The following is a 25,033-nucleotide window of genomic DNA, read 5'->3' on the forward strand; positions in this document are numbered from 1 at the left end:
TTCCATGGCGGCCGTAGTTCAAGGATTAGAACCGCGGGTTGTGATCCCGCTGATTCGGGTTTGAGTCCCGGCAGTCGCCCCATTCATTTACTCACCTCCCCGCGTGGCGGAATCGGCAGACGCGGTTGCCTCAAAAGCAGCCGCCCGCAAGGGCGTGTCCGTTCGATCCGGACCGAGGGGACCATCAGCAGAAGTATCCGGTGCAGTAGCTCAGCGGCAGAGCACGTCCCTCATAAGGACGCGGTCGATGGATCGTCCCCATCCTGCACTACCAAACACCGCCGCGGGTGTAGCTCAGAGGCAGAGCAACCGGCTTTTAACCGGTAGGTCGAGATTTCGAAAACTCTCCACCCGCACCACTATTTCAACATGGACCTCTAGCTCAGGTGGTAGAGCGACGCTTTTACACGGCGAGGGTCCGGGGTTCGAGGCCTCGGAGGTCCACCAAGCATCCATGCACGGCTGGCGGAATCGGCAGACGCGCGACGTTGAGGGCGTCGTGTCCGAAAGGACATCCCGGTTCGAGGCCGGGGTCGTGCACCACCCAACATCCAGCCGTAGCGCAGTCAGATAGCTAGCGCGCGCGCCTCCGAAGCGCGAGGTCGCTGGGGCGGATCCAGCCGGCAGGTCCAATCTGGGCAATCCCGCCCGATCAGTTCGATCGCGAACAGCTTGCGGTCGTCGAGTAGCGCGCGCGCTGAATAGCTGGAACCATGATCTTGACGATCTCTGCGACTGCGTTCAGGCAGATCAACTCCGTCTTCGCAGCAATCGCGAGCGGGGAGCCCAAGTCGTCGTCCTGTATCGCGGCCTTGAAGCGAAGCCGGTCGGAAGAATCGCCAGCAGCGCAGAAGAAGTCAAACTTGGTTGCCGGCGGCGCCTCTGCGAGCTGCTTGCGAGTCGCGCTGAAGTAGTCGGCGCACTGCGCTTCGCTGGTCATCGCGATCTGCAGGAGGAGCTGCCCCTCAGAGGCCATGTTGAAGAACCGGCCCTTGCCACCAGTCGAGGCCGTCGCAGGCGGCATCGTCGATGCAGTGCCACCGGCGCATCGGTCGTCGAAGACCTCGGTCTTCTCTTCCTTTGCGGTCGCGGCCAGGCTGGATGCGCAGATCACGCTGGTGCGCGAGCGTACGAGGTATGCACTGCTCGGCAGCACGTGGTCGCCGGCCGTCGACTTGGAGTTCCGGACCCGATATGTGAAGGGCAGCGCCTGGGTGGTCGGTTCAGCCGCACACTTGATTCTCCCCTGCAGATCCTTGTTCCCCTGCATGAGCTGATAGGCCGAATTTGCACAGTTCTGGAATCCGGCGCGCGAGGCGTCCGATTCGAGAAGGACATCGGTCCCATTCATGACCTGCATGTACTGCCCTTGCCCCACCTGCTGGGGATCAATCGTCGAACAGGCCGCGAGGGCAAGACATCCTCCAAGCGCGGCGATGCGGAGAAGGGTGGCGTGCATGGCAGCTCCAGTCAGGTTGAGGTCCACGATTCTAGGAGGCGCAGTTTGGGGGTCCCTCGCCTCTCAAGCGTGCGCAAACGTCCGCCGCGAGAAGTTTTCCACCCAACGGCCACGAAAGGAGGCCGCATCATGAAACCCCAAGTTCTACAGCTCGACATCCAGGGAACGCCGCAGGCCTGGATCACACTCGAGCAGGCTGCGTCGCACTACGCCACCGACTCCGTCGTCTGGGAAGACGGCGCAGGCCCGTTGGCGACGATGCGCGGGGGTTTCAACGTCGCGCGCGGCGTCCAGTCCCGCTTCGACATCTCGCCGATCATCGCCCTGAAGGGCTGCGCGAAGGTGAACCTGTTCGACCACGCGCCAGCGTTCAGCCGGCGCAAGCTCTTCGTTCGTGATCGCCACACCTGCGCGTACTGCGCGCAGCGCTTTCGCGAACAAGACCTGACCGTCGAACACATCCTGCCGGAAAGCAGAGGCGGCGCCTGGGACTTCATGAACTGCGCCAGCGCCTGCAGGGCGTGCAACTCGCTCAAGGCAGCGCGGACTCCTGAGGAAGCCGGCATGAAGCTGGTCTACCTGCCCTACGTTCCGAGCCGCTGGGAAGACTTCCTCCTGGAGGGTCGCAACGTCAGAGCGGACGTGCACGAATGGCTCGCTAGTCGGCTGCCGAAGGGCTCCAGGCTCAACTGAAAGAACGAAGGGGCGCTCCGGGAGGGGGCGCCCCTTTCTCGTTTGGTGGGAAGAAGATCAGTGCGGCGCCGGCGCCGCCTCGCGATCCAACTCCTCGACGTCTGCCGAGAGCACGCAGCCGTGATCGGGGTGCATCGTCCAGGGGGACGTTTCGAGGAGACGGGCCACCTCGCTGTGCACCCCGTCGAACCCGGGCAGACAGTCCTCTCCCTTGGCCACGGCCATCTCCAGCGATTCGCCCAGGGCCTGCAACGCCAGGTACACAGGCTGGGGCATCTGCTCCGGCCGAGCCAGCGCGACCAGGAACTCAGCCTCGCCGAGTTCGTGCGCGCCGAAGAGCGCCAGGCGCTCGGCAACCTGGGTAGTGAGAGGGCCCGCGCCAAGGCGAAGGCGCGCGAGCTTGAAGTCCTCGTAGGTGTCGGACCGGGCGCCCCGTTCATGCGCATTCCGAATCGCATTCGCCAGCGATGTGACGTTGCACCGAAGGCCGATTGGTTTCGCACCGCGCTTGCCGGCGATCACAACGTGCAGTCCGTCCTCTTCAATCGTATGGACGACGGCGCCGGTCGTGCGCTTGAAGTCGTTGAACACCAATGTCCCGAGCTTGTCACCCGCGTTCAAGGACAACGCCGCCGCCGTCTCGACGAGCTTCCGGTGGGCACGGATCGCCTCCACCGCGCGTCGCGCGTAGTAGACATCGGAGCCGAAGTCTCCCCCTTGCACCTTCTGGGTGTTGCGCGCCCGCTGTTCAGCCGTCACGCCGAGATTCGCGGCCACGGCGTCATCAACCGCTGTGTTGTAGAAGAGGCCTGCGTTGATCGCGCGTTCAGCTGCCGCCATCACGAGCTGTTGCCGTGCGGTCGGCTCAAATGCCGGAGACTGGTGCATGCGCCACTCTTCATGGCAGCCGCCGGCGGGCGGCAGTTCGTATCGCGTCACGTGAGATTCCTGGGTTAGGCGGCGGGCGGATTCGCCGGCCAATCTGGAAATTCTCAGGCGGCGCGCCGATTTCCTTGCAAATGTTTTGCAGTCGGGCGGTCCTGGCGAAGACCTCGCGTTCAGGCGCCGTGCCGACGCAGCCGGCGTTCGAGGTCGTCAGGTTCCTCGAGGAAATCCTCACCGCCGATCCCGCTCATAACCAGCGCCGCGGCGATCACGTCCGGACGCTTGGCGTACTCAGTGCAGAGGTAGTCCGGATCTGGTGTGATTCCCACGCGTCCGAGATCGAGCCTGTCGGCATCCCAGCAAGCGCGTAACCACGCCTCTCCGTCCGTCTCGCCCTCACTGTGCCGCTCGCAAGCCACGGCCAACGCTTCGATCGCGGCGTCAGGCAGGAAGCCGAATAACTGCTCCCGACGCTCGCGGACGAACGCGGCGGCTCGCGGCCCGTGTTCCGGGTCCAAGCCGTCGTCCTCCCGCTGGCTGTCGTGCACCAGGCCGAAGATATACGGCACCAGGGGATCGATTCCAAGCGAGCGCGACACAGCGAGAGCGTGTTGCGAGACGCGCGCCCAGTGATCAGGCCCGTGGTAGGTGCCGCAGGCCTCCATGTCGACGGCTTCGTGAACATGGTCCTCGATTCTGCGAATCGCCTTGGCGTGGCGGGTGAGGCTCGCCATCTCGCCGTCGCAGAACATGCGCAGCTGCTCCGCCGTAAGCGAGCGCACGTAGTCCTCGCGGCTCACGTCCTCCCGGCGCCAGGCGGTCGGCTGATACAGGAACTCGCTCTCGTCCGATCCCGCCCAGAAGAAGTCCTCCGGGTGGACGAGCGGTAGCGACTTCACCTGCGTGGCCTGGCCGCGGCCGCCGTGCTCGCCGGCGTACCGTGCATTCAGGGCGATCCAGTCGCCGGGCAGGATCTCGTAGGCCGCCGGCACGCCGCGGTAGACGGCCTGCGGTGCGCCGGTGATCCCCATGGAGTCGAAATTGCGCCGGGGCACGACCTGGTGCACTCGGTCAGCGCGTTGCTCATGATCGGCGCGCCGCATGCGGTCGATCCGCTCCAGCACCCCGGCGAGGGGATGCTGCGCCGCCAGCCAGGTCTCGATCTCAGCCCAGCGCTCCTGGTTGATCCGGACCACCAGCTCTTCGCCCAGCGTCATGATGCGGCCGTATGGCGCCCCTCCAGCCAGGTCGGGTGTGAGATCTCGTGGATGTCTGTGGCTCATGACGTACGCATTCTCGCCTCGGTCTGTCGCCAGGCGAATGGCCATTGCGTTTTCACTGTGCTTTCCAAGTTTGACGATCTACAGTGAAAAACGTTGCCGATCAATCACTTAGGTCACGGCCTAACCGCGCGGGGCGTCAGCCAGCGCTTCCAGCTCGTCCTCGGCGGCCGCCTGCTCATCCTGGCGGATCATCGAATCGGCAATGCGCTGCACCTGCTCGTCGACGAAAAGCACCTTGCCGCCCGAGATCTTCAGCAGGTCCCTGCACTCGAAGCGCTCGAACGTGAGATCCGCGCGGGCGCGCGCCATCACCTTCAGGCCAAGCGGCGAGTCGTCCAGAACGCGCTCGTGCAAGATGTTGCCGCGCTCGCCCATCAGAAGCCAACCGTGCGTGACCACCGGGATCGGGAACTGGTAGCGAGTCTCCTTGTCGCGCATGTGCATCACCCGCACGAGGATCGTCCCCTCGCCCACCACGTCCGCTGCAAGCGCCGCATCTGCAGCGCGCTGTAGCACGCGACCGATGTCCTTCAAGGCGAGGAGGTCGACCGCGCTGTTCCACGAGCTGCCAGCAGCGCATTGAGCCGGTAGGCATGCATCTCCGCTGGCACCAGCTTCCCGCTCTCGAGCCGCGTCCAGTGGGGCCCAAGCATCTCGGAGGTCTGGAGATTCGAGGCTACGTTGCCCGAGGTGAACCCGCCGTCCTCGCGAATGATGCGATCGACGGTCTTGTCGCCGATCCGCTCGCGCTTGTTGACTTGGCAGGCCTGGACCAGCACTTCCTGGTGGCCGTAACCGCCGCTGGCCAGCCAGTCCGCGGCAAAGGCCCTGGCGGCGTCGGGGTCCGTGGTCGGGCTGATCGACTGCCCGAACTGGCGGTCGAGCTGGGTGAAGACGGCGTTGATGCGGGGCATGGGTTTGCGAAGTTTGGTCAGGGGTGTGTTCTTGCGGGCTCAGCCGCGCGGCGTGGCGAACGCTTCGCCGCCGTCATCGCTTCCGTCGTCGCACGAGAAGAAGCTCCCATCGTTTCCCAGCGCCAACTGTTCGCCATGGAGAAGCTCCTTCTGCACCTCTTCCACCGAAGTAATTTCGTGAGCCCCGAGCCAGTCGCCCTCCTCGATCTCGTGGGCGATCTGGCGCAGCGAATAGGCATCGAGGCCGCCGTCGGCGATTCCTTCCCGATGCAGCACCGTCACCTCGATGACAGTCTTCAGGATGGCTCCGGGCGCCCAGTCGGGTTTGGTGCCGGAGCCCTGCATGGACGCCTCGCCACCCTTCGTCAGCCTGGTCGCGACGTCTCGCTCGCGCTGCTCCAGCCGTTCGACAAGGCAATCCAGTTCAGCCTGCGCCCTTTCGGCTCGAGCCCTTGCGTAGTCGATCACATCAAGGACAACGACTTTGTCGCTTCCCGCCCATTGAGCGCCCGCTTTCGCCGTCTCAAGAAGGCCGATGTCCACGCCGATCAAGTCGGGATCGGCATCCACAAACTCGATGCCATCGAACCCATTTCGGCCGGCGGTGCCGATTCGCCCGACGTGATCCACAAAGATGAACCGATTGGGTACTTCCGCGAATCGCTTGCGACTGGTGCCGTCTGCAACGGCTTGCCACGCAGCCACCTCCCCGCGGAGAAGTTCCAGGATTGGGTTGCCGCTTGAGGTTCCGGTGGTCGTGAATGCGGTGCTCATAAAGTCCTGTGTGAATGCCAAATGGCAGGGTTCAGTAATTGCGCAAGATGTGAGGCCGGCGTCTAGGCCCGTGGTGCAGGCGCGGGGTTTGGCTCTGGATCGGCCTCCTGCGGTGGGGAGTCGCGCTGCACCTCGCTAAATCCGAACTTGTCCACGACGAACGTGACTCCGTCGCGCACGACCAGATCGCCCACGGACGTGCTGCGTCGCGGGTTGGCCGTCTTGACCTCGACGTCAGGGTTGTCGGACCAGTCGCGGTCGATGTGATTCGTCGCGGAGCAGGCGCGCTCCAGATCGTCGCCCTCCACTTCCGCGACCAGTTCGAACGCGATGCCTAGCTCGCGCCACCTGGCCTCGTCGCTGAAGATCTCGTTCAGCGCCTGACGGTCGACACGAAAAGCGATGCGCTCATGCATGGCCACGACATCCGCGCGCGACCGACCGTCTCGGCTCACTTTGCAATGGAAAACTTGAATCATGAGATGCTCTTCCGCAGAGAACTAGCCGCGCAGGGCCGGAGCGGGTTCGCCCTCGACCTCTTCGGTGAAATGGTGAGCGAACGGGCTTTCAATGCCATGCCGCTCCAGACGCCGGTGGATCGCAGGGAGCATCGCGACGCTCACCACGAGCGGGGAGGTTGCGGCTGCGGTGTTGATCGCCGCCGCAGCGGACTCGCTGGCGAACGCCTTCAGGAGGTCGAGCTCGAACTCGGGCTCCATGTCTCTGAACAAGGCCTCGGGCGCAGCCGAGAGGATGAGGTCGCATAGTTCCTCATCCGATTCATGGCCGGAGAGCTCGAACCGCTCTTCGTCCAGGGTCTCCTGGATCACGCAGCGTTGGACGTCATCGAAGATCACCAGGCGATCAGACCTGTTGGACTCCACGACGGCCTTGAGCATCTCGCGCATGCGGATCGCGTCGCTTGAACCCTCGGCCGGCGCGCTCGGGCCCATGGCCACAAGTGCGGCCGCGAACACCCGGCTGAGCAGCGCTTCCTTCTCGGCAGCCCGGTCCACGGAATGATTGCTCGCGTCGAACCAAGGCATCCACCTACCGTGCTCGCCCGGGCCGCCAACGAACAGGTCGTCCTTGGCGATCGACAAGTGGTAGAGGGCGGCCTTCGCCGGATCGAGGGTAAACGGCCCAGGCTCGCGCGGGTCGGCCAGGTAGCCCTTGCCCGGCACCTCGCGGATCCGGAGGTCATAGATGGTCCCTTTTACCTGCCAGCCGCGCGCTTGGCTTACCTTGGCGGCATAGTCGAACGCCTCTTCCTTGGTGGGCAGGTCGGCGATGCAAAGGGCGCCGCCGCCCTCCTCGCGCAGATACACCGAGCACATCCGCAGCGGGCCGTCCTCGGGGGAGCAGATTACCCGCGCGCAAAAGTACTTGCCTCCAGGGTCCTTCTCGATCGCGATGGCCTCGACTTCAATGCCCCAGTAGTCGGCCTTCGGGATATCCAAGACGTGGGCGTACATCCTCCAAGGGGTGACAGGAGCGACTGGAAGAATGGGTGCTGGCACAGGCGGACTTTCTTGTTGGAAGATGGAACGGATGCGATCAGGCGTGTGGCGCCTCGGCGCGATCGCTTTCGCGCGCAGCCCAGTCGAGGATTCGTTCCTGAATCGAGCGGGCCAGGTCCTCCGGGGTCATCAGCCCGACGCGGCGGACGATCTCTTCGGGGTCCGTCGTCCCCACCTCATTGGTGTAGTTGTACGGACTCCAATCGCCCAGGAAGACGCCACCGGGGCCGATCACGCTGAGCAGCAAGCCGCACTCGGGCTCCCGTTGCTCGGCCGTGAAGGCCCGCGCGTCGCCGTCGGTCAGGATGAACTCCAACCCGATCGCGCACTCGGCGCCCGGGTGGTGGATTTCGATGCCGATTCCGCGTTCGACGTCGTGATCGAGGTCGGATGGTGCATCGCATTCGACGCCCAGGCGCTGGAGTTCGGCGTAGATGGCGGCCATCGCTTGCTGCATCGCAGGTTTGGCGGCGGCTTCGAAGATGGTGTATTGGTCGTTGGTCATCGCGCAGGGATACCCGCTCTGCGCAACGCATCGGCCGGCGGAATGCCACCTTTTTATTTGTTCGCGCAGTAAGTCTGCTGCGTATTTTGAATGACCGCTTCGGAATCTCGCGATCTTTTTAAGAGCTCGGAGGCGCGCCGCTTAGTGCCGGGGCGCCGGCGGGCTGTGTGAGCTCTGATGCCAGCTTTCCTGCACTTGCTGCAGCCCGTCGCACCGCCTCTGCATGCAAGCGCACCAGCACAGGTAGGATCCCGCTTGAGCCTCGTCTCAGCGGCAGGCGTATCGGAAAAGTCTTCGAGGAGAGAACAGGCATGGGCGTCAAGGGACAACACACGGGGATGGCGGGAGAGTTCGCCGTGATGGAGCGATTGCATCGGCTTGGGCATGAGCCTGCCCTCACCCTCGGCAACGCCAAAACAGTCGACATCATGTCCAAGTCGCCAAACGGCAAGCTCTTTCAGATTTCCGTGACGGCCATTCAGGGCGGCGGCAAGTGGGGAATCGGTGCAATGGATTACTCCTCCGAGGTCGATCTGATCTTTGTAATGATGCTTTACCGGAGGTTCGACGACCTGCAATCGCAGCCAGAGGTGTGGGTGATGCCTGTGCAGGCCGTCATGCAGCTACGCAAGCCTTGGCTCAAGGGTGGATTCGCAATCTATTGCGGCAATGCGGAACAGAGGGAGAAGATCGAGCAGTACCGCAACCGATGGGACCTGTTGGATGTCGACTCGCGTACTTCCGAGTTCAGCAAGAGCGCAGCCCCCGCTTCCACGCCCGCAGTAGCTAGCTTTGGGGGGGCCCTCGCGCGGGGTGTGGCGGCCATGAATGGGTTTCGCGCGAAGTACGGCAAATGGCCGACGTCGCTGACGATGGGACCGGGATCCCTGGACAACTTGCGAACTACCCACTTGACTCCCCATGGCGTCGCTTTGCTGGAATCGAAGGTGAGGCTTGTGACGGGCGCGAACGAGAGCGTCTACGCGGGCGGCGACAGTGGAGAGGTGTTTGACTATGGAGCAGAAGCGGCGCCAGTCGAGCTAACCGAAGACGCCCGCGACTGGGTTGGCCTCCGATGACTCACGGCCCGAGCCTGCCATTGGCTCGCCCCTGACATTAACCGTGCGGGCGCCGCACGCGATCATCGACGCCAACCCTTCGGAAATGGGATTCCAACCGGTCTCCGCCCTCAACTTGGGCGGTGCGGCACGAGGCGTGCGTTCGGCAGAAGTCATAAGCGAGGCCGATCGGTCTGAGGGGCCCGGTCGTCGTCGGCACTAGGAGCTTCAGCGCACCTCGCCTGGTCGCCGGGCACGTCCCATTCGATCACGCCGGTCCACCCTTCCACGCCGTCGGCGCCCTGCATCAGATCGTCCAACATCACCTGGCCGATGGCCTTCAAAGGTCCGGGGTAGATTCCGATGCACTGGTTGCCGGCCGGAATGAACTGCGAGACTCGAAACACCCCGCCGTCTCGAATGTCAAAGCGGACGGTGGCCACATTTGCGGCCACCAGGTCCTCGCGAAATCCGGCGCGCGTCTTCTGCGCGCCCCACGGGTGCCGTTGGACGGCCGGCTGAGCGACTGCGTCGCCCGCGGCGTGTGAAGGCGCCGGCGCCGCCAGCTCGGCAAAGAGGTCGAAGCTTGCTTGCATATTCGTTTCGGGCTTCAGCCGCGCTGCGTTTCCATGGCGACCCAGCGCTCTGCCTGGGCGAGTTCCTCGGAAGCAAGGTTCACCTCCACCCATTCGGCCGTGACATCGCAGGTCAGCCCCCGCGGCACGGTCATGAAGTAGGCGGTGGCGTCCTCGAGCTCACCCCACCCGGACCGCTCGCTCCAGTAGGCCTGGTCGTCGCCTGACCGAGCGACCTTTGCCTCGAACGGCCCGCCCACAATCTCCGGCATGACAGCCGCAGTCTCCGCGAGCCATTCGCCGAAGATGTCCACCAGGTCGCCGCCGTTCACCTCGGTGTCACCTGAATGCAAGGCCCGGCACATCCTCAACAGATCCTTGAGCTTCAGGGCGGCAGGATCCGCCTTGATGGGGGCCATTCCGGCCACCTCCGCCTTGTGCTCGCGTAGCCAGCGGCCAAGGTCGTCGACCAGGTCCGCCCCGTTCACATCCCGATGCTCAAACTGGAAGTCGCTGAAGGTTTCGAAGAGGTTGACCAGCAGCTTGATCGACGCGGGGTCAGCGGCCGGATCGGCTGGAAGAACCGTATGCCCCACTTCCCCCGCCCACTTCTCTGCAGCTGCTCGGTTCGGCCACTGCATCGGGGATTCGCCGCCGCCGGAGTGCTCGATGTTTCGGCCAGCGCGATAGCCACTTTCGATCCGTAGGCAAACTCGGGGCTCCGTGCCGTAGGGCTTGCCGGGCACTGCTTTAACGTGAACGGGCACAGTTCCTCCTTTGGGCGCGGAAGGCTCCGCATGGCTTCGGTTGCGGGTGGTCATGGCGTGGAGCAGGTTCACGCGGAGGGAGCATCGTGGCCCGCGGCCTCGGGCTCGATCTCATCAAGCTCGGGGAGGGACAGGAGCATGTCCTGGCCCCAGTCGTCAGCGACGGCATTGAGCGCTTCGAGGCTTTTCGGCAGCGTCAACACCTCGATCAGCGCCTTCCGCGTCTTCTGTTCGCGCTCGCTCCCAGACGTGATGCGCGAAGGGCCAACAATTCCCTCGACAACGTCATCCAGCGTTTCCGTGGCGAGCTTCTGAACGAGGTCCACGTCGGGAGCGTGCTCGTAGCCGACGTAGCCGTGCCATACGACATCGGAGATCCATTCAATCTCATCGCCATGCCGGACTCTGGTACCCGCGATGCCCTCGATCAGAAGGTTCCGCTGCTCGTCGGACAGGAAGCGCACTTGATCGGTCCGGGTCTGGTCGATCACGATCCTCGCGCCGTCGCGCAGGTGCTGTTGGGCCGACTTGTCGGTAGGGGCCAAGTCGCCCATGGCAAGCAGCAGCGCGACGCGCGCGTTGTCCGCCAGGATGTTCGACGACTCGTTCATGTCGGACGCGGCGCCCAGAAGGCGCTTGCGCTCGAACTTCACGTTGTCGAAATGCTGGTGCTGGAGTGCGTCCGTCTCTACCGCCCAGTCGAACTGGCTGCGGCCGCCATCGCCTTCTTCCCATCCGGGCACGTGGGTGTCGACCCAGGCGCGCAGGAACCTCGCAAGAAGCTCCATCTTCCATTCGCCCATCTTCCATTCGCTGATCGAAACCAGACGTCCGGAGGCGTCCGCGAGAGCCGCATGGAATGCCTGGTGCCCGCCGTCGTTTGCCACCTCGAGTTGGAACCGCGCGGTCACGATCCCTACTTCGGACAAGAAACTGCGGTAGGCAGCGCGCTGCAGGGCAAGGTCTTCTTTACTCAACATCATCTTTGTCAGCCCCGTGGGCGCTCGGTTTCAGGTTCGGGTTCGGAATGGACAAGGCCTTCGCTTCGGACGTAGCCGACGCCGAATTCGGCCACCAACTCGGCATCGCGTTCGACGAGACATGCCTTCATCGCCACCTCGGCCCGGCCAAGGGCTTCGCGGTCGGCGCTCTCGATGCGCACAAGGCACTCGAAGTTCTCGCCGGCCTTGATGCCCAGTTCGAGCCCTTCCGCGAGGGCGGTGTTCTGCAGGCCCACTGTGACGTCGCCGACGTGTGCCGCGGCGATCACGCCGCCAAAGGAGCTGCGGAAGGTCAGTTCGAGGAACGGAAGCTCCTTCGGAAACAAGCCCCGCAGATCGAATGGCAGGTCGCGTCGAGCGCTCTCCTGGATCGCTCGATCGTCGTAGACCTTGACTGTCGCTTGGTGGATCTTCGTCCTGCGCTCGTGGGGGGTTTCGCCGTTGGCCCGATCACAGAAGATGACGGCCTCGTTCAAGGCCGCGTTCCGGACGTCCACCGCTCCAGTTCCAACCGGTAGGCGCTTGGAGCCGACGCATTCGGCTCCATACCAGAGCCAATAGGTCACGATCTCCTCGCCGCGTTGGGACGCTGACACGTATTCTGGGATGACGCGTGCGCCGGCCGGGGGAGCGACCTCCACCGATGGCGACGGATCGTTTCCGGGAGCCTCCGTCGGGCCGACTAAACAGTCAGCAGGAACGGCTATCCGCTCAGCCCTCTTGCGGAACTCGTAGATCGCCGACCGTAGCCCCTGAGCGAACTCCCCCACAGCTGCGTTCGCGTGCTCGAGCGTCGCGTCGTCGACCTCTTCCCCCTCGTCGACCTTCATGAGTAGTGCATCGCGCTCATTCACCGCTTCGAGCAGCTCCTCGGCATCCTTGGCCAGGTAGTGTGCGAACTCGACGGCCTTGTTCAGGGCATCGATCGGGTCAGCCACGTGCAGCCTCCGCAGCGCCTTCGTCCGCCGACAACATATCGGCAATTGCCGCCTGGAACGGATTGGGCATACCCCTCCGAGTCAGCTCCGCGTTGAGGCTGCCCAGTAGACCGAGGTCCGGGTTTTGCGGATCGAAACCGCCTCGAAGGACCATGTCGACTGCCTGCGGGCCGGACAGCTCCTCCAGCAGGTTGAGGCTCAGCGGGGCGTTCCCGCGCGATTCGAGCCCCGCCGCGAGAATGTGCTCGTAGGTCAGTTCCAAGGCTGCCTCGATCACATGCTCGTCACTGGCATAGGCAAGTCCGTGGTGACCGTTCATGACGATGTCCACGAAGTCATCGGCCTGGCGGCGGTCCTCGGCGATTGCCCCGATGAGGGCGTCGCGGACCTGCCCGGACAGGAACCGTGGGTTGTCGTCCTTGCCGTCCTCCAGCAGCACGGCGATCTGGAGCTGCAGATGGCCATAGCGGGGCGTGCCGGGCTGCGGTGCCGACGCGCCGAGAGCGGCGACGGTCGCTGCGAGCACACTGTCGCGCGCAGCGTTGTAGTTGGGATTCATGCTGCGGTTCGCTTTCTCTTCAGGCGTACATCCGCGGCCGCTCGGCCTCGGCTTCGGGTTGATCTTCCGCAGGACTCGTGCAGGGACCCGCAAGCTCGCGCAGGTCCTGACCCATCACCAGGTCGTGGTCGCTGCCGGGGTAGTTGCGGCGCGAGATCGTCACGTCGCCGTCCAGGATCCACTCCAGGACGCCGGCCGAGCGCTGCCACAGCGCGGCACCGCCCGGATTCGCATCGAGTTGCGATGCGGCAATGTGACGGAGGTTGTCGGCCTGCGACGCGGTCACCCCGCCCATTGGAATGCCGGTGGCATCGAGGAGTTCGGCGCTGATGTGTTCGCCCTTGTAGCGGAACTTCACCATAGCAATGCCCGCGCGCTGCAGCAGGATTCGCTGGCCGGCGCGCTGCCCCTTCAGCCCGCGTTCGATTTCTTGCCAGGACTTAGCCACGGGGACGCTCCCCGTCGAATTCGGTCTCCGGCTCGATGAGCCCCGGCGAGATCGTGCGGTGGTACTCGTCGACCCACAGGTGGTGGCGAGCGAAGCCGTCGGCATCATTGAGCAGGTGGCCGTCCTCCGAAACGAAGACGGTCTCGCCTGGCGGCCGTGCATCAACCCACTGCAGGAAGAGCCGCAACGGCACCTTGCCGCCGGTAACGGGCCAGTTCTCCTCGTTGTAGCCGGACAGTTGCAGGCTTTCTCCGAAGTCCCGCACATGGAGATCCGGCTGGCCGAAATAGGTCGAAGCATCCTTGCCCCTGGCGGCGCCACCTGCGCGCACAGGCAGCGAAGGGCCGCCCAGCCTGACACCCATCCCCTCGCGCAGCTGGTCCAACGCCGCCGTATTCAGAGTCAGCTCGGCCCATCGGGGCATGGCCGCGCCGAGCGCCGGCGCCAGCTCCATCACCACGATGCGCTCCTCCCCCCATCCGTCGCCGCACTCCGGCAGAAGGTGGTGATCCAGTGCCTCGGAGGCATTCCTCCAGCGCGAGGGCTGAATGTTGCGATCGATGCCTTCAATGCGCACTGATTGCGTCAAGGCGTCGTTCCAGAGATCCCAATCGATGGTCGAAACCCAGGCCGGCTCCACGGACTGCGGAGGCATAGCCTCCAGCAACTCCCCGTCGAGTCGGCTCGCAAGGCTCTTTAGCTCGTCCGTATCAATGTCGCTTGCGCGCACGTCGATCTCGTCGCCCGAGGCGTCGAACACCTTCAGTGCTGAGACCTCGGGATCGCCCCCGGTCCCGTCGCGTGTCACCTCGATCCGGACACGGTGGATACCGCTTTCGTCCATGAGGTATGCACGCAACTGCGCGACCTCGACGAAGTCGTCACCGGCGCGCAGCACGTTCACCGTCTCCGCAGCCGCCATGAGCTGGTCGCGCTGCTCGGTGGACATGAGCGACCAGGCCGCGCGCAGAACGTCCTGCAGGTCGCCGACCTCGTGATCGGGCTCGCTGTTCTGTCCGTGCTGCTCCGCGGCGTTGAGGATGCGCTCAACGCGCGGGTCTTTGGGTTCCGTGGATGGGTTGGTCATGATGTCTGCTCAGCCGACCATTGATTCGGAGGGTTGAAAGGATTGATGTTCGGCTTCGTCGGCCTCTCGGATCTCGCGGAGGAAGTCGGCACCCTCTGGCGTATCGTTCACAAGGCACCGGTTCTCAAAGACAAGGATTTCTCCGCGCGGGCGCATCGCGTGCAGGGCCTTGAGCTCCTCCAGCTCGAGAGGCGCTGTCTCGACGCGTGTATCGCCGTGCTTCAGGCTGCCGCGCGCCGCAAGCATGATCAACGGCCATTCCGTGCTCGGGTTTGCAGCCACATTGAGGACTGCCGACCAGATGTTGGTCTGGTCCGCCTCATCGAAGAAGCCACCCTGGCGACCGCGCCAGTGGGCGTTGAAGTTCAGATTGACCTCGACCATATCGAGACCGGCCACGGCCTTCTTCTCACCGGCCTGGCGCAACACGCGGACCACCTCATCCAGGCGGGCCAGGTACTGGTCATTGATCTCGAACTGAACCCAGCTCGGTCCAAAGCCCTCTTCGTTGCCCAGCACCCTGAAGGCCACGAGGCGCGGGGCCCCCTCTCGCGGCGGCTCTTCCAGCGTGCCGAATCGGACGAGCTGCGCCGCGATTTCGTCGTGGGCGTATCGGGTCTGGGCATCCAGCTCCATCCCGTGGAGCGCCGCCCTCTCGATCGCAGCGTGGTCGAGTTCCTGCCACAGCGCATCGGCCATCTCGGCGAACGATCGGCCCTCGCTGTTCGCGACACGAACCGCGAACTTGCTCAGGACGTGTTCGACGTCCTCCTCGGAGATGGCGAAGGCTGTATAGGCCATAGGTTCGTCTTGTTCAGTCTTCTGTCAGGCAAAACATTTGGTTCTGTTTTTCGCATTATTACTATGCTACGAACTAATTGATTTTTTCTTTCGGAGCTTTTCACCATGGCGATGACGTCAGCAAGCGTGCCCCTCGACGCGGAACAAGTTGCGCAGGCACGCCCTCCCGCGCCACCTCCCGCGGCCGCGGCCGCCGTACTGCGATTCGCGCCGCGCCGGGAAGGATTCGGTCCTGCATCGGCTCCTGCATCCGCCTCAGCGCTGCCGCGCGCATCCGCCTTCCGGTTCGGGGGCGCATCCGCTGCCCCTGCCGCAGCACCAACACCCGCACCCGCGGCGACGCCCTCCGCACCAGCCTCGTTTCAGCCGCTGTCGTTCGGCCGGCGCGCGGCCGCGCCAGCAGCGTCCGAACCTGTTGCAACCGCCGGCGCCGCGGCTCCCGAGGTCGCGACAACGCCGGCTCCCGCTCCAGCTCCGGCCCCGGCCCTCGCCCCGGTTCAAGCTGGGTTCGGCTTCGGCTTCAAGGGAGCAACCGCCGGAGCCGAATCTCCGCTCCCGCTGGGTTTCGGCGGCGTGAGCAAGCCCTCTCCGGACGAGACCCATGTCGGCATCGTCAAGAGCGTGGCGATCTATGGCGACTGGGCCGTTGGCTCGATGGACACCCAGGAGCGCGAATCCCTGAAGATCACCGGCTCCGCCGTGGCTCACCTCAAGGAGGGGCTCGAATACGCCCTCACGGGCCGCATGAAGGTTCACCCGGCCCACGGCCTGCAGCTCGACGTAGTGAGCTTCGAACCTCACATCAAGCCGGATGTGCCCTCCATGGCACGTTTCATCGCCGCGAACTTCACCAACATCGGCAAAAAGCTCGCCGAGAAGTACCTGAACCAGGTCAAGGATGAAGGCGGCGACGAGGGCCTCGAAGCCCTGCGCCTGAAGCTGGTGAACGAGCCGTGGACGGTGACCTTCGAATCGGTCTCCAATCGGAAAACCACCTTCGGCGACAAGAACGCCCCTCCCGAGGGGTCCGACAGCCCGCGGCCGCTCGGCGACTCGCCCGAGATCCCCTATATCGAGCGGATGCTGGCCACCAAATTCGGCGCGCTGCGCGAGCTCAAGGCCGCATCTCTGAAGCTGCTCGCGATGACCCTCTTCGGCCAGGCGAAGGAACTGAACGACAAGGATCGTCCAATCACCGAAATTGCAGCGGCACTGCTGGCGAAGGACCCTTACAGCCCCATGCGGACGATTCCGGGCTACGGATTCCAGAGCGCTGATGCGATCGGCAAGGCCCTGAACATCCCTCGCGATGCGGCTGTGCGGCTCACCGCCCTCGCCTCCTACCTGGTCACGGAGGAGTGCGACTCAGCCGGCCACGTGTACGTGAGCGAGCCGCAGCTGCGCAACCGACTCGCCAAGACCGAGCCGATGATCTCGCTCGAGACGCTGATCGAGTACGCCACCGACAGCGGCGACCTCCGGATCGAGGAAGACGATCGCGGCAACCGTCGCATCTACCCGGCCAAGCTCTACGACGCCGAGGTGCGCCTGTCTGAGGACCTGCATGGCATGCTCGTGTCGGGCAAGCCCCTTCTGGTGAAGCGCACCTATGAGCAGTTCCGCAACAAGGCGCTCGAGGTAAGCCAGCGCCTGCTCGGCTACAAGCTCGACGAAGACCAGATGAAGGCTCTCTACGGCATTGCGACCAGCGAGTCCCGCCTGCACGTGGTCACCGCCGGCCCGGGCTGCGGCAAGACGGCGATCATGGAAGTCTTCAGCGCCATGATGTCGCACAAGGACTGGGCGTTCGCTGCACCGACCGGCAAGGCGTCCAAGGTGCTGTCCGCCCGTGTGGAGCGCAATGGCTACTCCGCGTCGACGATGCACTCCCTGCTGAAGGGTAGCCCGGAGGGCGGCTTCATGATCAACCGCAACGATCAGCTGTCCTGCCAGATCCTCGTCGTCGACGAAGGAACGATGCCGACCTTGACGCTGTTCGAGGCAGCCACGGCGGCGCTACGCGAAGATGCACACCTGATCATCCTCGGCGACCCTGGCGTCGACGGCCTGGCGGGCCAGTTGCCTTCGATCGGCGCCGGCCGCGTGCTGAGCGACATCCTTCGGCTGCCGGGCGTGGACCACCACCACCTGACCGCGACGAAGCGCAATTCCGGCGCGATCCTCGAGACGGTCAACCAGATCCGCCAGTACTCGCTCGCATGCACGGATGGCGAGGGCGTCACCTTTTCGCATGGCCTGCCCTCGGCGGAGAGCTACTTCGAGACTTTGGCGGCGAAATACGTCGAGCGAGTCCAGGCAAACGGGATCGAGAACGTCGTGCTCCTGATGTCTCGCCGCAACGGAGCCGCCGACGAGCCGACCTGGTGCACCGACTATGCGAACGCTCGTCTGCGCGACCTGATCAATCCGAACGCCGTGAAGATCCCCGGCACCGCCTCGCTGCACGTCAACGACCGGGTCGTGATCCGCGACAACATGACGCTCGGTCAGGACGAGGACGGCCTCGACGTGCGCGTCGTGAACGGCGATACCGGGACGATCACGCGGTTCCAGCCGCACAGCGATCCGAAGCACCGCGGCGCCCAGTACCTGGTGATCAAGCTCGACGACGGGCGCTTCATCCAGTTCCCTGGCGACGCCACCAAGGATCTGCAGCACAGCTATGCCGCAACGGTCCACATGAGCCAGGGCAGCGAATACAAGGATGTGATGCTGGTCATGACGCCAGGCCAGGCCTCCTTCATGAACGCGAACATGTTCCTGACGGGAGCCAGCCGCGCGCGCGAAGGCCTCTGGATCTATGGCGACGACGCCGAGCTGCGCAAGATCGCCGCAACCAAGCTCCCCGCCCGCAACACGACGCTCGTGGAGCGAGTGGCCGAGAAGGTGGCCGAGACGGTGCGAAACCTCGAAACCGCCGGCGCGGACGAGGATCGCCCGAAGGGCTGACGGCGACATGGACGAGCCGCTCGTGCGCAGGCCTTCCATTCGAGGCACGACATCTGCGCCACCTCTGGCAGATCGCGCAACGGGTGCAAGCGTCGTGCTCGCGCCTTTCGCCACATTCGACCTGCCCTTCGCTCGAGGCGAGGTCGGTGCGGGCCGGTCTGCCTACGATGACCTGATCGGTCCCAACATCGGAGCGGTCATGGCACGGGTGGGCTGGCGGTACGGCGGCTCGATGACGCGCGTTGACGCCCTCCTCCCGCTCGCGGGCCCGGCGGGCTCCCATTCCCGCATCGTTGCGAGCGGCTGGGCAGGCCCCGTTCGAGCCAAGAACGGAACCCTGGGCATCAACGTCAGCTACGGCGTCGGAGCAGCCCACCGCGGCGCTGGGCTTGCCCGATTGCTTGCCTACTGCGCCGTCGCGGAATGCCTCGCCCACCAGGCACTCGCCGGGCTGCCCATTCCGACCTTCGTGAACATTCAGGCGCGCTCCACGAACGGCGCATCGCTGGGAGTGGCGCGCTCCCTCGGCGTTCCGGCGTGCGAGAGCGCAGCGTTCGCGGTGCCGGCAAGCGGGGAGTGGATCGACTACGTCGGCTTTCGCGAACCTATTCAGGAATTCCTCGCACGCGGCCTGGCGCACGCCAAGGCACGCCTGCCCGACTACGACCCTGGCTCGCTCGCTGCCGCGCGCCTGGGTCTCGTATCCGAACTCGGCGCCGACCTCGATCTACTCGGCTGGCTGGAGGATTCCACATTCGACGCGGAAATGGATGCCGACCATGAGTCGGAAAGGTTTCATTCCGGAGGTTGACCTATCGGAATCGCGGTTCGTGTCAGTAGACTGGCGCAGGAATAGAAAACCGCACCATGCAATCGACTCTTGAACCTCACACATCTTTGAGCCAGCTGATCGCTACGCGCATGGAAGCGATCGTCGCCACATCCGTGGCCCCCGATGGCGATTCGGACGGCGCGGCCGTTCTCAGGCGCCAGCATTCGCTACTCTCCGACCTTCAAGCTGCTGTCACGCAAGGGGTGGCGGAGCTCGACTTTGCGTACGAGGGCGAGTTCGATCCCGTCGAGGCATCGATCCGGCCCCCCGGCGAGACTGCATTCGAGAAGGGTCAGGCGCTGCATGAAATCGCTCTCGCCGGCATCGAGCCGATGATCGCCGCGGCGCGCGCCGCGGGGATCACGATTCACGCGCCCGACCTCGGCCTGGCCGACGAAGCCCCGGCCGACGACCAGGCTGCGGGAGAACGTCTTGGCTGACATGAACGACCGGCTGCACTCCGCTGCCGCTGTCTTCGCGACGCTTCGGACGCGCCGCGCCGGCCCGCGCATCGGCACGCTGTGCGATCGCCCCATCCACGACTTCATTGAGGGCGGTGACGGCGCGCGATGGTCGTTCGACGGCAAGCTCTTTGCCGGTCGTGTGCTGGCGCCTTCGGACATCGTTCATCACCAGGCGGTCTACGCGCAGGTGGCTTGCTGAGGTGGAGGGATGCTGAGCAACGAGGCGCCCGAGCGCCCTCAGTCCGGTAGAGGCGGCGGGGACATTCCAGGCTCGGTCATCGATCAGATAAAACAGCGCGTCGACATCATCGAAGTCGTCGGCCGCCACGTTGAGCTGAAGCGCGCGGGTGGTGCGCTCTTCAAGGGTCTGTGCCCCTTCCATACCGAGCGGTCGCCTTCGTTCACCGTCACGCCTACTCGCCAGAGCTACCACTGCTTCGGCTGTGGCGCGCACGGCGACGCCGTCCAGTTCCTCATGGAGATGGAGGGCATGTCCTTCCGCGAAACCATCGAGGACATGGCGCAGTCGGCGGGCGTTGTGATCCCCGCCCCGGACCCGAGTGCACCGGTGGCCCGCCGCCCAGCTCCGGACGTCCGCAAGGCCATGCACCTCGCCATGGACATCGCAGCGGACCGCTATTCTCGCGAGCTCGCCGGCGGGCTCGAGCTGATCCGAGCTCGGCCAGACGCCGGCGGCTTCCAGGCGGACAGCGCACGCTACGTGCACGTGAAGCGCGGCATTCACCAGACCACCATCGAGCGGTTCCGCATCGGCCTCGCTCCCGAAGGCTGGGACACCCTCAAGGACGTGGCCTGGCCAAGCGAAACCTTCACCGCAGGCAGCCAGGACGCAGCGGCGACGCTCGCAGCAGTCGATCTGATCCGGCCCAGGGAAACTCGCGAATCTGAGCCTCCGGCGGCGCCGGCCAGCAAACCTCTCTCCTTCGGCTTCCCGCGCGGCGCGGCGGCGGCCGCACCATCCGTCAAGCCCACGCCCACGGCACCCACCACCTACTACGACACGTTCCGCGCCCGGCTGATCTTTCCGGTCCGGGATACCGCGGGCAAGATCGTTGCCTTCGGCGGGCGCAGGCTTTCCGAGGAGAGCAGTGCCGCCAAGTACCTGAACAGCGCCGAGACGCCGATCTTCCACAAGAGCCACGTCCTGTACGGTCTGTTCGAGGCACGTGAGGCGATCCGGCGCACGAAGCGCGCGCACGTGGTCGAGGGCTACATGGACGTGGTCATGCTCGCCCAGTACGGCGTCGAGAACGCCGTGGCCTCGATGGGCACGGCAATGACCGAGAGCCAGTTGCAGACGCTCCTGCGCTTCACGGAATGCGTGATCTTCGTGTTCGACGGGGACGCCGCCGGCCAGAAAGCGGCACGCAAGGCAGCCGAGACGGTCCTGCCGCTGGTTCGGGCCAACCACGACATTCGCATCCTGACGCTTCCCGACGGCCTGGATCCGGACGAGTTCGTCCGGATCCAGGGCCGCGAGGCTTTCGACGCCCTGGTCGAGTCCTCCGCCATGTCGCTCTCGTTCTTCCTGCGCGACCAGCTGTTGGAGGAATGTGGTGGAGCCAAGACGCCCGAGCAGCGCGCCCGCTTTCAGCAGCGCTTCCAGCAGATCCTCAAGCTCATGAGCGCCGACCAGACGCTGGCAAAGGAGTACTGGAAGATGTTCCAGCAGGCGCTGGGCGGCGGCACGGCCCAGCCAGGCCAGCAAGGTGCCCCAGGCGGAGCAGCCAACGGTTTTCGGCGGCCGGCCTTCACCGCACCTGCCCGCGCGCCGGTGATCACTGCCGCCGAGAGCTCCATCGTGGCCAAGCTCCGCGATGCCGTGCGTCTGGCGCCCGAGATCGCGCTGCAGGTCCGTGAGTCCATCATCGAGCTACTCGACCAAGACGACCCCGCCGAGCTGCGCCTGCAGAAGGACCTGGACGCCCTGGACCAGGCCATGCCGGCTCAGCGGGCCGCCGAGGGCTCACCTGAATGGCTCTTCGCCCGCGACGCCCTCCTCTCCCATGCGGATCTCTTCGAAGGACATCGCAGGGAGCAGGTGCGCGCCGAGCTCCAGGCGCAGCGCGCGAGCGGGGAGATCTCGACGGCCGATTACATTCGCGAGCTGAGGGAACTCGGTTGACCATGCAACAAGTTCCGCCTGGGATCGAGCACAGATTCTTTCACGCTGATTGCGCTGGCCAGTTGACCCCCGGCCAGGTGGTGACACCGAACGGGCGTGGGCTTTCCCGGTTTGGTGCGCAATACACACCAGATATCGAAACCAAGCCGCGCGAGCTCCTCTCGCTTCCTCACCGACGCGAGCGTGATCTTGAGTGGACCCGCCAGGCAGCCTTCGGACATCTACCGTGTCGAATGAGCTGCCTATTCGGGGCCGCTACCACCGGAGACGCGGAGCGCTACGCACGTCGTCGTACGGGCCCGGGAGGTCTAACCGCCGCAGTGCCCGTCTACGAAGTGTTTACAACCGCGTTTCACGCGCTGGACATGATGTGGCTCGACATCCACGGCCTCGACGACAACAGCATGCAGTGGCGCTACCACCAGTACTGGTCGGGAGTGCCTTCGCGCGATGTCTTTCAAGGATCGGGAGGCGTACCACGACCCCCGCTGTACGAAATCCTGATGCCTTTGCCGGTGCGGATCGGCCAGATCGTCGCGACGATCGAGCTGAGGACCTCGGGGGACACCTGAGATTGACGAGGCCGCGAAGCCTTACTATCCGCCGCGCGGCGCGTCAGCCGGGGGCTCGTCCGCCGGCGGCGCGCTGGCGAACCGGATCGCATCCCTTAACGACGGCTTCGGCTGCGCCGGCGACGTCACCTGGCCCAAGGCCTTCTGCCAAGTCAGATCCGTGCCGTGAATCTTCACAGCCTCGGGCGCCTGGAGCATCAGCTCGAGCGCGGTACGTTCCTGGTCGGTGAAGCGTTGGGCGGAGGTCGTCATGGGGGCTACTTTACTGGAGCGATCAGGCACCGGGCGTGATTTCCGGTCCAACTGCCAAACCTCAGCTTCAAGTTCGCGCATTTCGAACGCTTTCCACTGCGGCTTGAGGAACGCCGCCACCGCCTGCGCGTCGAAACCTGGCTCAGCGGGCGACCGCATGGTGGCAAGAACTTTCGGGTCAGCGACAACCGCGTCGCGAAGATGCAGCAGGAACTCCGATGTCCCGTGGCCATCCTTCGAGATCGTTTCCGCGCGCCAGCTCGCAATCCCTTCGAGCTGCTTCATCGTCAAGGCGCCCCTGGCCAGCATCGACAGCACCGAGAACCCATCGGCGTAGCGCTCCGACGACCGCTTGCGCTCGACGCTCATCTCCATCAACTTCTCGCTCGGCGCGCGAATCATCAAGAGCCGCTCGAAGCGAACGTCCAGCAGGTTGGACTGCACCCGTTCTGGCCGGACCTTGCCGGTGAGTGCCACATCCCGCAAGGCGGCGATCCCCTCGCTGTATTGCGCGCAATGGGCTGCCTCGTGCGCCAGCACGAAGGCGGCCGCAGTTTCGGCATCGATGCCTGCGGTCTTCATCAGGGATCGGAACTCTGGGACATCGTGGTCCGACACCAGGATCACGCAGCCTGTGCGATCCGGCGACTTGCTGGCGTAGGCCCATGCATGTGGAGCGGCGATTTGCGGGGCGATCGCTGCGATGTAAGCCCCGGTTCGATCGGTTCCGCCGTTCACCGGCGGCAGCAAGCCTGGCGACCTGCTCACGAAGCGCTCTACCTGCCGGCCCAGCTCGGGACCGGACAGCGTCGCGCTGTAGGCGAATGGAAACGCCGAGACCTTCGTGCTTCTAGTGGCCGTGGCGATCTGTTGCGCACCCGCGCGCCGCATAGCCGCCGCAACTGACGCTTCGAATGGGGCTTCTGACTCAACCGCCGCAGCAGCCACTGGTAGGTCGGCGGGCTCGGGTCCGGCGTGCGCATCGCCAAAGCTCAGCGCGGCCGCCGCCATCACGGCGCCCACCAGGTGCGCCCGCCACACGCGATCGGAGCCATGGACCTCGACGCGTTCCGGGGCAGCGAGAAGCGCCTCGAGTTCGCCACGTTCCTTGGGGTTCATACGTGGCGAGTCCTATCGCGGCCGAGGCGCTCCGCCCAGAAGCGTCTGCATGTCCTCGTCGGTATAGCCGCGCGGGTCGTCGCGTTGCACGCCGCGGTAGGCCTGGCCACCCGCGTCGGACTGTCGGGCTCCGAAGCTCGACGTCTGGCTGATGCGCTCCGCCGGCCGATAACCCTGATTGGCCCGCTGACGGTTCTGGTCCAGCTCCATCTCGCGCGCCTCGAAGGCCTTCCAGATCGGCTTCAGGAACGCCGAGACGGCTTGGGCGTTGAAGCCCGCACCGCTGTCCGATTTCATGGCTTCCCGAGCGATCGGATCACGCTGGACCTGGTCCTGCACCCAGCGAACGAAGTTGGACGTGTCGTGGCCACCGCCGGCGGACATGCGCCAGGAGCCGATACCGTTCCACTGTTGGCCGCTCAGCGGCTGCTGGGCGTTCATTGCGAGCGCGGCAAACGCATCGGCATAGCGCTCGGCCGAACGCGACGTCTTGTCAGCGATGCCCGGCTCGGCCAGCGCGCGCAAGGCGCCGCCTTGAATGGCGCGCTCGGTGCGAACGTCGACCAGGCCGGAATAGGCGATCCGCTGACGCGCCTGCTCGCCGCGGCCGGTGCCAGCTTCGAGCTGCGCGGCCAGGGTCTCCCCTTGCTGGGCACAATGCGCGGCTTCGTGAAGGACGGCGAAGTCCATCGCCTCTTTCATCGACAGACCGGTCATCTGCGTCATCCGCTGCGCGTAGTCGGCCTTGCCAGCGTGCATCACGATCATGCATCCGGCCGTGTTCGGCGCGGCGCCCATGTAAATCACGGCCGTGGGGCCTTGACCACCCTGCTGGGACTGCATGAGCCCGTCACGCACGAAAGCCTGGCCGCCCGGGCCCGCCGGCACGGCCGCGACAGCACGGCCCGCCGCATCGTTGAACTGGCTGAACTCGCTCTGGCCTTGAACCACAACGACCGGGAACAAGACCGGGCGCAGTGCAGACGTCGATGCGACCGATGCGACGTCGTTGCGCTCCATCACTGCGGCCAGGTCGTTTGTCGTTTGCGGCACATCCGAGCGCCCGAAGCCCAGCGCGGAGGCGAGTGACGGCCTGGTGCTGCTCGGCGCGACCGTCCCGGGGCGGGCGGCGACGTTGCGTGGATCCTGGTGGTTGGACGAATCGCCATTGACAGCCTGCTTCACGGTCTTTCCGACCGCATCGAAGCCGCCCTGTACGGTCTGGCGGACCGCACTCGCCATCGCGTTGCTGGCGACGCTGCTCAGCGTGCGCTCGAAGAGGTTGGGCGAGTCGGCGTGGGCCGCCGGCGCGAAGGACATCGCGGCGGTGGCCATCAGGACTCCGACCAGGCTGTGCTTCCACGCCGTGTCGTTGCCGTGCACTTCGATCACCTCGGGGGCGTCGAGCATT

At 65.1% G+C, this 25,033-nt stretch carries 27 protein-coding genes and 6 tRNA genes; 14 read left to right on the forward strand and 19 right to left on the reverse strand.

The features are described from left to right. Nucleotides 1-7 precede the first annotated feature (7 nt). From ACSQ89_RS41660 to ACSQ89_RS41685, 6 genes are all read left to right on the forward strand, one after another. Nucleotides 8-82, forward strand: a tRNA-His gene (locus ACSQ89_RS41660). 15 nt (nucleotides 83-97) lie between these two features. Further along, a tRNA-Leu gene (locus tag ACSQ89_RS41665) sits at nucleotides 98-184 on the forward strand. A 15-nt stretch (nucleotides 185-199) separates the two neighbouring features. Continuing rightward, a tRNA-Met gene (locus ACSQ89_RS41670) sits at nucleotides 200-274 on the forward strand. A gap of 9 nt (nucleotides 275-283) precedes the next feature. Continuing rightward, nucleotides 284-359 (forward strand) — tRNA-Lys (locus ACSQ89_RS41675). Nucleotides 360-371: 12 nt separating this feature from the next. After that, a tRNA-Val gene (locus ACSQ89_RS41680) sits at nucleotides 372-447 on the forward strand. 104 nt (nucleotides 448-551) lie between these two features. Next, nucleotides 552-632 (forward strand) — tRNA-Arg (locus tag ACSQ89_RS41685). 20 nt (nucleotides 633-652) lie between these two features. Here ACSQ89_RS41685 and ACSQ89_RS41690 read toward each other — a convergent pair. Then, a complete protein-coding gene (locus ACSQ89_RS41690) occupies nucleotides 653-1,459 on the reverse strand; it encodes a hypothetical protein (protein WP_436297988.1) in 807 nt (268 codons plus the stop codon). A 129-nt stretch (nucleotides 1,460-1,588) separates the two neighbouring features. Here ACSQ89_RS41690 and ACSQ89_RS41695 point away from each other — a divergent pair, with 129 nt between their 5' ends. Further along, a complete protein-coding gene (locus tag ACSQ89_RS41695; RefSeq protein ID WP_436297989.1) occupies nucleotides 1,589-2,152 on the forward strand; it encodes an HNH endonuclease in 564 nt (187 codons plus the stop codon). A 57-nt stretch (nucleotides 2,153-2,209) separates the two neighbouring features. Here ACSQ89_RS41695 and ACSQ89_RS41700 read toward each other — a convergent pair whose 3' ends face one another. From ACSQ89_RS41700 to ACSQ89_RS41735, 8 genes are all read right to left on the reverse strand, one after another. Further along, on the reverse strand, nucleotides 2,210-3,091 hold the full coding sequence (locus ACSQ89_RS41700) for a hypothetical protein (RefSeq protein WP_436297990.1): 882 nt from the start codon (nucleotides 3,089-3,091) through the stop codon (nucleotides 2,210-2,212). Nucleotides 3,092-3,210: 119 nt separating this feature from the next. Continuing rightward, nucleotides 3,211-4,254: a hypothetical protein gene (locus ACSQ89_RS41705; RefSeq protein ID WP_436297991.1), complete on the reverse strand. Its 1,044-nt coding sequence runs from the start codon at nucleotides 4,252-4,254 to the stop codon at nucleotides 3,211-3,213. A 186-nt stretch (nucleotides 4,255-4,440) separates the two neighbouring features. Continuing rightward, entirely contained in the window at nucleotides 4,441-4,854 is a 414-nt protein-coding gene (locus ACSQ89_RS41710) for a hypothetical protein (protein WP_436297992.1), read from the reverse strand. Next, nucleotides 4,851-5,234: a hypothetical protein gene (locus ACSQ89_RS41715; RefSeq protein WP_436297993.1), complete on the reverse strand. Its 384-nt coding sequence runs from the start codon at nucleotides 5,232-5,234 to the stop codon at nucleotides 4,851-4,853. Before ACSQ89_RS41715 ends, ACSQ89_RS41710 begins: the two co-directional genes overlap by 4 nt. Nucleotides 5,235-5,273: 39 nt before the next feature. Continuing rightward, entirely contained in the window at nucleotides 5,274-6,008 is a 735-nt protein-coding gene (locus tag ACSQ89_RS41720) for a hypothetical protein (RefSeq protein ID WP_436297994.1), read from the reverse strand. A gap of 62 nt (nucleotides 6,009-6,070) precedes the next feature. Continuing rightward, nucleotides 6,071-6,487, reverse strand: a complete 417-nt coding sequence (locus tag ACSQ89_RS41725) for a hypothetical protein (RefSeq protein WP_436297995.1) — start codon at nucleotides 6,485-6,487, stop codon at nucleotides 6,071-6,073. A 21-nt stretch (nucleotides 6,488-6,508) separates the two neighbouring features. Beyond that, nucleotides 6,509-7,483 (reverse strand): hypothetical protein, encoded by a 975-nt coding sequence (locus ACSQ89_RS41730; RefSeq protein ID WP_436297996.1) that lies wholly within the window; start codon nucleotides 7,481-7,483, stop codon nucleotides 6,509-6,511. A gap of 82 nt (nucleotides 7,484-7,565) precedes the next feature. Continuing rightward, nucleotides 7,566-7,973, reverse strand: a complete 408-nt coding sequence (locus ACSQ89_RS41735) for a hypothetical protein (RefSeq protein ID WP_436297997.1) — start codon at nucleotides 7,971-7,973, stop codon at nucleotides 7,566-7,568. A 371-nt stretch (nucleotides 7,974-8,344) separates the two neighbouring features. Here ACSQ89_RS41735 and ACSQ89_RS41740 point away from each other — a divergent pair, with 371 nt between their 5' ends. Next, complete coding sequence (locus ACSQ89_RS41740; protein WP_436297998.1) at nucleotides 8,345-9,112, forward strand: hypothetical protein; 768 nt, start codon at nucleotides 8,345-8,347, stop codon at nucleotides 9,110-9,112. A 152-nt stretch (nucleotides 9,113-9,264) separates the two neighbouring features. On the opposite strand, the gene ACSQ89_RS41745 is transcribed toward ACSQ89_RS41740, so the two are convergent. Genes ACSQ89_RS41745 through ACSQ89_RS41780 form a run of 8 tightly spaced genes read right to left on the reverse strand, consistent with a single transcriptional unit; the run spans nucleotide 9,265 to nucleotide 15,267 of the window. Further along, nucleotides 9,265-9,687: a hypothetical protein gene (locus tag ACSQ89_RS41745; protein ID WP_436297999.1), complete on the reverse strand. Its 423-nt coding sequence runs from the start codon at nucleotides 9,685-9,687 to the stop codon at nucleotides 9,265-9,267. A 14-nt stretch (nucleotides 9,688-9,701) separates the two neighbouring features. Beyond that, a complete protein-coding gene (locus tag ACSQ89_RS41750) occupies nucleotides 9,702-10,487 on the reverse strand; it encodes a hypothetical protein (protein WP_436298000.1) in 786 nt (261 codons plus the stop codon). A 14-nt stretch (nucleotides 10,488-10,501) separates the two neighbouring features. After that, a complete protein-coding gene (locus ACSQ89_RS41755; RefSeq protein ID WP_436298001.1) occupies nucleotides 10,502-11,416 on the reverse strand; it encodes a hypothetical protein in 915 nt (304 codons plus the stop codon). Nucleotides 11,417-11,421: 5 nt separating this feature from the next. After that, entirely contained in the window at nucleotides 11,422-12,372 is a 951-nt protein-coding gene (locus tag ACSQ89_RS41760; RefSeq protein ID WP_436298002.1) for a hypothetical protein, read from the reverse strand. Next, nucleotides 12,365-12,931 carry a hypothetical protein gene (locus tag ACSQ89_RS41765; protein ID WP_436298003.1) on the reverse strand — a complete coding sequence of 189 codons (567 nt, stop codon included), beginning with the start codon at nucleotides 12,929-12,931 and terminating at the stop codon, nucleotides 12,365-12,367. Before ACSQ89_RS41765 ends, ACSQ89_RS41760 begins: the two co-directional genes overlap by 8 nt. A gap of 19 nt (nucleotides 12,932-12,950) precedes the next feature. Further along, a complete protein-coding gene (locus ACSQ89_RS41770; RefSeq protein WP_436298004.1) occupies nucleotides 12,951-13,379 on the reverse strand; it encodes a hypothetical protein in 429 nt (142 codons plus the stop codon). Further along, nucleotides 13,372-14,466 carry a hypothetical protein gene (locus ACSQ89_RS41775; protein ID WP_436298005.1) on the reverse strand — a complete coding sequence of 365 codons (1,095 nt, stop codon included), beginning with the start codon at nucleotides 14,464-14,466 and terminating at the stop codon, nucleotides 13,372-13,374. Before ACSQ89_RS41775 ends, ACSQ89_RS41770 begins: the two co-directional genes overlap by 8 nt. A 9-nt stretch (nucleotides 14,467-14,475) precedes the next feature. After that, nucleotides 14,476-15,267 (reverse strand): hypothetical protein, encoded by a 792-nt coding sequence (locus ACSQ89_RS41780; RefSeq protein ID WP_436298006.1) that lies wholly within the window; start codon nucleotides 15,265-15,267, stop codon nucleotides 14,476-14,478. A gap of 573 nt (nucleotides 15,268-15,840) precedes the next feature. Here ACSQ89_RS41780 and ACSQ89_RS41785 point away from each other — a divergent pair. The 6 genes from ACSQ89_RS41785 to ACSQ89_RS41810 all read left to right on the forward strand — a co-directional run bounded on the left by ACSQ89_RS41785 (nucleotide 15,841) and on the right by ACSQ89_RS41810 (nucleotide 22,251). After that, nucleotides 15,841-18,237 carry an AAA family ATPase gene (locus tag ACSQ89_RS41785; RefSeq protein WP_436298007.1) on the forward strand — a complete coding sequence of 799 codons (2,397 nt, stop codon included), beginning with the start codon at nucleotides 15,841-15,843 and terminating at the stop codon, nucleotides 18,235-18,237. 7 nt (nucleotides 18,238-18,244) lie between these two features. After that, nucleotides 18,245-19,048 carry a hypothetical protein gene (locus ACSQ89_RS41790; protein WP_436298008.1) on the forward strand — a complete coding sequence of 268 codons (804 nt, stop codon included), beginning with the start codon at nucleotides 18,245-18,247 and terminating at the stop codon, nucleotides 19,046-19,048. Between the two features lie 86 nt (nucleotides 19,049-19,134). After that, nucleotides 19,135-19,509: a hypothetical protein gene (locus ACSQ89_RS41795; RefSeq protein ID WP_436298009.1), complete on the forward strand. Its 375-nt coding sequence runs from the start codon at nucleotides 19,135-19,137 to the stop codon at nucleotides 19,507-19,509. Between the two features lies 1 nt (nucleotide 19,510). Further along, on the forward strand, nucleotides 19,511-19,732 hold the full coding sequence (locus ACSQ89_RS41800) for a hypothetical protein (RefSeq protein WP_436298010.1): 222 nt from the start codon (nucleotides 19,511-19,513) through the stop codon (nucleotides 19,730-19,732). Between the two features lie 9 nt (nucleotides 19,733-19,741). Next, nucleotides 19,742-21,679 carry a DNA primase gene (locus tag ACSQ89_RS41805; RefSeq protein WP_436298011.1) on the forward strand — a complete coding sequence of 646 codons (1,938 nt, stop codon included), beginning with the start codon at nucleotides 19,742-19,744 and terminating at the stop codon, nucleotides 21,677-21,679. A 320-nt stretch (nucleotides 21,680-21,999) separates the two neighbouring features. Continuing rightward, entirely contained in the window at nucleotides 22,000-22,251 is a 252-nt protein-coding gene (locus ACSQ89_RS41810) for a hypothetical protein (RefSeq protein ID WP_436298012.1), read from the forward strand. Between the two features lie 24 nt (nucleotides 22,252-22,275). Here the strand turns inward: ACSQ89_RS41810 and ACSQ89_RS41815 are convergent, their stop codons facing one another. Continuing rightward, nucleotides 22,276-23,622 (reverse strand): hypothetical protein, encoded by a 1,347-nt coding sequence (locus ACSQ89_RS41815; RefSeq protein ID WP_436298013.1) that lies wholly within the window; start codon nucleotides 23,620-23,622, stop codon nucleotides 22,276-22,278. A gap of 12 nt (nucleotides 23,623-23,634) precedes the next feature. After that, nucleotides 23,635-25,032 carry a hypothetical protein gene (locus tag ACSQ89_RS41820; RefSeq protein WP_436298014.1) on the reverse strand — a complete coding sequence of 466 codons (1,398 nt, stop codon included), beginning with the start codon at nucleotides 25,030-25,032 and terminating at the stop codon, nucleotides 23,635-23,637. Nucleotide 25,033 lies beyond the last annotated feature (1 nt).

The sequence above is a fragment of the Variovorax sp. LjRoot175 genome, from assembly GCF_964253805.1.
Lineage (GTDB): Bacteria > Pseudomonadota > Gammaproteobacteria > Burkholderiales > Burkholderiaceae_C > Variovorax.